This window comes from Candidatus Dormiibacter sp. (genome assembly GCF_050999135.1).
GTDB classification, from domain to species: domain Bacteria; phylum Chloroflexota; class Dormibacteria; order Dormibacterales; family Dormibacteraceae; genus Dormiibacter; species Dormiibacter spiritus.
Genome location: NZ_JBPCPN010000056.1, coordinates 1 through 7,300, shown reverse-complemented (window position 1 = coordinate 7,300; position 7,300 = coordinate 1). Strand labels below are relative to the sequence as shown.

Sequence of the window (7,300 nt, the reverse complement as noted above, 5' to 3'; positions counted from 1 at the left end):
GGTAGATGACGTCATCATTGGTCATGGCGGTGCCTCCTCTGCAGGTTGGTCAAGCACCTACAGAATCGCGCCGCCGCTACAACCTGGAAGACCCTCCAGGTGTCGCGTCTACTCGGGGAGAGGACAGACTAGGGCGCGACCGCTTCGGCCAAGCCCGAGGCGGAGTGGTAGCGCTGGGCGAACAGGTCTCGGCAGGTCACCGCGTTGGCCTCGAGGCTGACCCGCGTCGTCCTGGCCCGCCGCAGGTGCAACGGCAGCGCGTCGACGCCGATCGCTGCACCGGTGGCGGGGTCGATCAGCAGCCGGGCGTCGTCCCCGGCCGGCAGGCCGAGGTCGGCTCGCCGGGACCGCAGCCGGTCCAGGTCCGCCGATGCCGCCAACTCGCCGAGCACCATTCCAGCGAGATCCTCCGCCGCCGCACCTGCGGCCAGCAGCGGTCGGCACACCCGGTCGGTGCCGGCCAGCACCGCCTTGCGCAGGAAATCCGCTCTCAGCTGGCCCAGGTCGTCGACGGCCTCGCCGTCGAAGACCTGGGCGAACCCGGCCCGCGCGGCCACGCCGCCATTGATCTGGACCGAGGCGAAGTGGTCTTCGAGCACCACCTCCGTGCGCTCCACGCCGTCCACCGCCGACACCGCGTCATAGGCGTCGGCAACCATAAGAAAGGCGAAGTTCGGAGCGCAGAAATAGGTCGGCAATCTCAGCCGCACCTCAGCCACACCGTCGTCGGACATGGTGCAAGAGGCGACGAAGCCGAGCGCGGTGATCGGCTCGTCCAGCTCCGGGTCGCGGACGCTATCCAACGCAGCGAGGACGCGGGAGGCGTCCGTCACGCCCGCGCCTCTACCTCCGAGACGCCGACCGCGGCTTCCTGCCGTCCGGCTTGCTCCTGGAGCTGGTAGTCGATGGGGACCTCTAGGTCGTACAGCTTGGCCGCGTTCAGGCCGAGGATCTTCTTCTTGGTGGCGGTCGTGACCCTGGGGTAGTCGGAGAACTCGTCACCGGGGTAGTCCCAGTCGACGAAGCCCTCGATCTGCCACTTCGGCTCCCAGATGGCGTAGTCGCTGCCGAAGGTCATCTTGTCCTCACCGACCCAGAACAGCAGCTCGCCCATCACCTTGGCGAAAAACTTCGGCCGGGCGTGCATGAGGCCGCCGATGACCACCGACAGGCCGGCATACACATTGGGCTCCTGGGTGGCCATGAAGCAGAAGTCCTCGATGCGCGGCAGGCCGACGTGCTCGACTATGAAGTTCAGCCCGGGGAAAGAGGTCGCCGCCTGGTCCACGTCGGCCACGTCGAAGGCGTCCTTGTCGAGCGGCCAGATCGTCGGGCCCTTGTGGACGTGGACGTTCTTTATGCCCAGCTCCTGGCACTTATCCAGGTAACGGGATGCCTCCGGGTCCTTCAGCGTCCAGCCCCGGGAGCCGTCCCGCCACTCCGCGGTGTAGAGCTTGACGCCCTTGCTGCCGTAGCGAGCGACGTCCGCCTCCAGCTGCTTCAGCCCGGCCTCACCCTCGCGCGGATCCCAGCGGGTGTTGAGAATGAACTTGTCGGGGTACTTGTTGGCCAGGATCCCGTTACGGTCGGTGGTGTTGAAGCCCTCCGTGTACCACTCCGTGAGGTACGTCGGCTGGAAGATCGCCTTGTCGACGTAGCCGACTTCGAAGACATCCTTCATCAGGTCGGCCTCGGAGTACTTCTGGAACTTCTCGATCGGCCAGTGCGTCTCGGCGGGCCCCAGGCCCTGGTAGGCGTGGAAGCACTCGATCCAGCCCTTGGCGTACTGCTCGTGGCCGGCCACCCAGTTGTCGGGGGCCGCGTTCCAGTAGTGCATGTGGCTGTCAACCACGTAGTACTTCTCGCCGTCCTTCTCGTACACGCTCAAACCTCCAGAATCAATTGCCTAGGGGACGAGGATTCCGCGGCCGCGAATGCGACCGTTGTCGAGATCGTCGATCGCGTCGAGCGCCGCCTCCAGCGGGTAGGTCTTGGTGTGCAGGGTCACCTGGCCGGCCTGGGCCAGGACCATCAGCTCGGTCAGGTCGTTGTAGGTGCCGACCAGGTTGCCGACGACGTTCCGCTCGGTGGAGATAATGTCGATCGTCTCGATGTTCACGGTGCCGCCGTAACCGATTACGTAGTACGAGCCGGCCCGGCGGGTCATCTCCCACCCGTCGTTCTCAGCCCCCTGCTCGGCGACGAAGTCGATGACGACGTCGGCCCCGTTGCCGCCGGTGAGCTCTTTGACCGCGTTCACCTGGTTGCCGTCGGCAACAACCGTGTGGTGCGCCCCGAGCTGACTGGCGAGCTTGAGCGCGCCCGCGTTCTTGTCCACCACCACGATGGTGGTCGCGGTCAGCGCGGCCAGGCACTGGATGCCGACGTGGCCGAGCCCGCCGGCCCCGATGACCACGCAGGTAGTGCCGGGGTAAAGCAGCGGAACGGCCTTGCGCACGGCATGGTAGGCGGTGATGCCGGCGTCCGCCAGCGCCCCCACGTCCTTCGGCTGAGTCTGGGGAGCGAGCTTGACGCAGGCCCGGGCGGAGGTGAGCAGGTACTCCGCCATGCCGCCGTCGGTGCTGATCCCGGGAAATGAGCCGTTGGGGCAGTGCATGTCGTCGCCCGCCCGACAGGCGTGGCACAACCCACAGGTCGGGGTGGGGTGCAGGATGACAGTGTCGCCGCGGGCCACGTTGGTGACCCCGGAGCCGACTTCGTGTACCCAGCCAGCGTTCTCATGGCCGAGCGTGTACGGCAGCGCGACCCCGCTCCTGGACTCCCACTGGCCCTCGATGATGTGCAGGTCGGTCCGGCACAGACCGGCGCCCCCAATCTTCACAATCACGTCGAAGGGACTGGATAGCTTCGGTTCCCGAACCTCCTCGATCACCGGGCGTCGGTGGTACTGGTGCAGCCGTACAGCCTTCACCTTGTCTCTCTAGGTTCGACTCACACCGGGTTTGATGGCGGCAGGCCTTCCGCCAGGTTGCCGAAGCCGGGCACCCCCATCAAGTCAGTATGGCAGATGACCTCACGCGCAGACGGGCACCGTTAGCTGAGGGGCGAGCGGAGCAGTCGGCGTGGGCGTCGCCGGACCCCTGGGTGTGGTCGTCGGCTTAGGCGTCGGCGTGGGCTTGGGGGTGGGGGTCGGCTTGGGCTTGTAGCCGACCGCCGGATTGCCTGCGTTCTCGACGTTCACGTAGGTCAAATCAGGGCTGTTGAAGTCCACAGCCCCCGACCTGGCAAGAGTCTGCAGACTGGTCACCTTGCCGGGGAGCGCTGCCAGCTCCTCGGGTGTCAGCACGCGCCCGAATAGGGCTGTCCAGCCTTTCGCGCTCACCAGGTTCAAGTTGCCGCAGCCATCGAGTTCGAAGCGCTTGACCTGCTGGCCGGTCAACTCCGGCAGCTGCCGGTCGAGGTTTACAAGATCGGCGAGGAGCCTGGGTTCGAGCGGCCTGGCGCCCGGCTTCGGCTCCCGCCCTGGCGGCCCCTGAATCTCCACCATGCCCGTGACATCGGCACCAGCCGGTACTTGGCCCAGGGCTACCGACTGGCTGGAGAGGTACCACTGCGCAGCGCCGCCAGAGCGAAAGGTTGCCACGGGCTGCCATTCCTCCACCTGGATGGAGACATGCGCCGGGAGCGAAGCAGTCACCTGGGCGGTGCGGATCCAGGGCGATCTCTCCAACCGCTGCCTGGCGGCGACTTCGTCAAGTGAATAAACCGACACTGACGTGTCAAGGCCTGCCAGGTGAACCACTTCGGTCTGGCTCAGGTGCCGGGTGCCCGAAACGTGGACATCTGCCACTGCGAAGACAGGCGCCAGCAGCAGCCCCACCAGCGCCAGCGCGGAACCGCCGGCAAGGCCGAGGCCCAGCCAGCGCGACCGCCGGCGGGCGGGGTCAGCCGGCGGCCGGGGGCGGGGCCGGGACCCGCTCCGGGGCCGGTCAGCAGGTCGCTCCGGCAGGAGGCGCCCGAACCAGCTGCGCCAGTCGCGGCCCTGCCTTGATCGGCGGCGCCGAGGGTCTCCGTTCATACTCCGGGACCCACCTGCCGCCGCCGGCGCCCGACAGCATGGTTCAGCAGTCGCTGGCAGAGCTCCTCGAAGCTGACCCCCGCCGCCAGGGCTGCATCAGGCAGAAGCGAGACTTCGGTCAAACCGGGCACCGTATTGACTTCGAGCAGCCAGGGGACGCCTGCCCCGTCAACTATGAAGTCGACGCGCGCCATGCCCTCGCAGCCGAGCGCCCGAAAGGCGGTTACGGCGTCCGCCTCCGCCCGCTGAATCGCCTCGGCGCTGATCCGGGCAGGGATTATGTGGTGGCTGCGGCCGGCCGAGTACTTGGCGTCGTAGTCGTAGATCTCGTTCTCGTAGGTGATCTCCAACGATGGCAGCAGCTGCAGCTCGGGCGTGGCCAGCACGCCCAGGGTGATCTCGACGCCTGGCACAAAGCGCTGGGCCAGGACGCGGCGGTCATAGCGCGCGGCCAGGAGCAGGCCGCTCGCGGCCTCATCCACGTTTCGGGCGATGGTCAGCCCGAGAGTGGAACCCTCCCGTACAGGCTTGAGCACCAGCGGCAGGCCGAAGCGCGCCACCAATTCCTCGGCCCGCTCGGCCTCCACCTCGATGAATTCAGGGACCGCCAAGCCGGCCGCCGCCAGCAGCCGGTTGGTGCGCGTCTTGTCGATGCAGAGAGCGCTGGCCAGCACCCCCGAAGCTGTGTAGGGCAGGCCCAACAGCTCGAGCATCCCCTGCACTGTGCCGTCCTCACCCAGGCGACCGTGAAGAGCGACGAACACGGCTGCAAAGCGGCCATCCCGGAGCCGCTCCCAGACCTGCGCGTCGGCATCCACCAACTCCACCTCGTGATTGCAGCTCCGCAGAGCCGCGGCCACCTGGCCGCCTGAGCGGAGCGACACCTCGCGCTCGGCCGAGCGCCCACCGCAGAGAACCGCCACCCTCACGCCGGGGTCCCCGCCACAGCCTCGCGGCCGATTGTCTCCACCTCTGTCTCCAGGTCCAGCTCGAACCGCTCTCGCACGCGCCGGCGAGCCCGCTCGATGAGCGCCAGCACGTCGACCGCCGTGGCCCCGCCGTGGTTGATGATGAAGTTGGCGTGCTGCTCGGAAATCTGGGCCGCGCCCTCCCGCGCCCCGCGCAGTCCGGCGGCTTCGATCAGGCGGCCCGCCGAGTCTCCCGGCGGGTTCTTGAAGACGCTGCCACAGTTCTTGCTCTTGATCGGCTGGGTGCGGTTGCGCTCCACTGTCAGCCGGGCCATGTCACGCTTGGCGGCCGCCCCATCGCCGGGTGCCAGCCGGATGGTGGTGGCTTCGACCAGCGCCCCCCGCCAGCGGCCCTGGCGCAGTGCCGAGCTACGGTAACCCAGGCTCAGCTCGGCGGGCTGCCACCGCGTGGGCCCCTCACCGGGGAGGAGACAGGCGACGTCGAGCAGAACATCGCTGAGCTGACCGCCCCAGCAGCCGGCGTTCTGATAGACCGCGCCGCCAATTGTTCCCGGCACTCCTATCGCCCACTCGAAGCCGATCAGGTCATGCTCCGCGCAGATGCGAGCCAGCCGCATCATCTTGAGCCCGGCCTCAGCCACAACCTCGCGTCCCTGGACTGTCCAGCCGCGGTTGACGCAGCGGATCACAAGTCCCTCCACGCCGGCATCTGAGATGAGGAGGTTGGTCCCGGCGCCCAGCAGCCGGTACGGGATGCCACGCTCGTGGCAGGCCGCCACCAGCTCGGCCGGCGTCTCGCTTTCCAGGAAGTAGTCGGCGGGGCCGCCGATGTTGAACGACGTGTTCCTGGCCAGCGGCTGGTCCCGGCGCACACCCGGGAGGCCCCGCAGCCAGCGTTCGTTAGCGGGACTTCGCCAGCTCACTGCCCACCTTCCAGATGTCGCCGGCACCCATGAACACGATCACGTCGCCCGGCCTGGCCAGCTGCTGGATGAGGCGCCGCGCCTCGGCCAGGTCGGGAGCAAAGCGGGCGCCGGGCACCGCCGCCGCCAGATCCCGCGCGCTGAGACCCGGATTCGGCTCGCCCGCCGGATAGATCTCGGCCACCACCACCACATCGGCGCCCAGCAGGCTGCGGGCGAAATCATCGCGCAGCGCTTCGTAGCGCGTGTATCGCTGGGGCTGGAACACTATTACTAGGCGCCCAGGCCGCAGCTCGCGGACTGCCGCCAGTGTGCTGGTCACCTCGGCCGGGTGATGACCGTAGTCGTCCAGCAGGCGTGCCCCACGGTACTCGCCGAGCGGTTCCAGCCGCCGGTGGGCGCCAGGAAAGTCCGCCAGCGCGGCGGCCGCCACCTCCGGATCAACGCCGAGCTCCACCGCCATGGCGAGAGCGCCAGTGGCGTTCTGCACGTTGTGCCGGCCCGGGAAGGGCAGCTTCAGGCGGGCCAGCACGACCTCGCCCCGAAGGGCTTCGAAACTTCCGCTCTCGTCGCGGCGGCAGCGATAGTCAGCCGCCTGATGAAAGCCGTAGGTGAGGAGCCGGCCGGCCGACGTGAACTCCCGCGCCCGCTCGTCATCGGCGCCGACGACCGCCAGACCGGGGATCACTGCCACGAAATTGCGGAACAGGGTGGCGATCTCCTCCAGTCCGCTGAAGTGGTCGGGATGGTCAAAGTCGACATTCGTGAGTATCCCGTGGCTGGGCCGGTGCAGCACCAGAGTCCCGTCCGATTCGTCTGCTTCGGCGACCAGATAGCGGCTTTGACCAGCTCGGGAGTTGGCGCCATCCCCAACCAGCACCGTTGGGTCCCAGCCCGCTCGCTGCAGCACGTGGCCCAGCATGTAGGTGACCGTGGTCTTGCCATGTGAGCCGGCGATCGCGACTGACTCAAACTCCTGCATCAGCTCGGCCAGCAGCTCGGCCCGGCTGAGCACCCGGATCCCCGCCGCGCGGGCGGCCGCCAGCTCCGCCTGCCCCGCCGCCCTGACAGCGCCGCTGTACACGACCAGGTCCAACCGGGCATGCATATGTTCTGGGCTGTGGCCCACCTCGATACTGGCGCCCTCTGCCGCCAGCGCGCGCGTGGTTTCGCTCTCCCGCAGATCGCAGCCGGAGACCTCGTAGCCGCGGCTCAGCAGCGCCCGAGCCAGGGCCGAGACGCCGGCTCCCCCAATCCCAAGTAGGTGCGCTCGCCTCACGCCGCCCTACCTTTCTTCATGGACGCTGGCGGGGCAGGGATGGCTTTCATGCTGGCTGCCGAAGATGGCTCAGGTGGCAGATCCCCCTGCTCGGTTAGCCCCTCCTCGTGACCGCTGATTAGGCTCTGCG

At 68.0% G+C, this 7,300-nt stretch carries 7 protein-coding genes; all 7 read right to left on the bottom strand.

The genetic code is table 11. From position 1 onward, the window contains the following. Nucleotides 1–128 precede the first annotated feature (128 nt). The gene (locus ACR2MZ_RS13775) at nucleotides 129–833 is read right to left on the bottom strand and encodes an iron-sulfur cluster assembly protein (RefSeq protein WP_434005619.1); all 705 of its coding nucleotides are present in this window, start codon (nucleotides 831–833) and stop codon (nucleotides 129–131) included. Then, entirely contained in the window at nucleotides 830–1,882 is a 1,053-nt protein-coding gene (locus tag ACR2MZ_RS13770; RefSeq protein ID WP_434005618.1) for an amidohydrolase family protein, read from the bottom strand. The genes ACR2MZ_RS13775 and ACR2MZ_RS13770 overlap by 4 nt, the downstream gene beginning before the upstream one ends. Before the next feature lie 24 nt (nucleotides 1,883–1,906). Further along, a complete protein-coding gene (locus ACR2MZ_RS13765; protein WP_434005617.1) occupies nucleotides 1,907–2,932 on the bottom strand; it encodes an NAD(P)-dependent alcohol dehydrogenase in 1,026 nt (341 codons plus the stop codon). Between the two features lie 102 nt (nucleotides 2,933–3,034). After that, the gene (locus ACR2MZ_RS13760; RefSeq protein WP_434005616.1) at nucleotides 3,035–4,039 is read right to left on the bottom strand and encodes a cell division protein FtsQ/DivIB; all 1,005 of its coding nucleotides are present in this window, start codon (nucleotides 4,037–4,039) and stop codon (nucleotides 3,035–3,037) included. Next, nucleotides 4,036–4,968: a D-alanine--D-alanine ligase family protein gene (locus tag ACR2MZ_RS13755; protein ID WP_434005615.1), complete on the bottom strand. Its 933-nt coding sequence runs from the start codon at nucleotides 4,966–4,968 to the stop codon at nucleotides 4,036–4,038. Before ACR2MZ_RS13755 ends, ACR2MZ_RS13760 begins: the two co-directional genes overlap by 4 nt. Further along, complete coding sequence (gene murB / locus ACR2MZ_RS13750; protein ID WP_434005614.1) at nucleotides 4,965–5,891, bottom strand: UDP-N-acetylmuramate dehydrogenase; 927 nt, start codon at nucleotides 5,889–5,891, stop codon at nucleotides 4,965–4,967. The genes ACR2MZ_RS13755 and murB overlap by 4 nt, the downstream gene beginning before the upstream one ends. Beyond that, complete coding sequence (gene murC, locus ACR2MZ_RS13745) at nucleotides 5,869–7,170, bottom strand: UDP-N-acetylmuramate--L-alanine ligase (protein WP_434005613.1); 1,302 nt, start codon at nucleotides 7,168–7,170, stop codon at nucleotides 5,869–5,871. Before murC ends, murB begins: the two co-directional genes overlap by 23 nt. Nucleotides 7,171–7,300 lie beyond the last annotated feature (130 nt).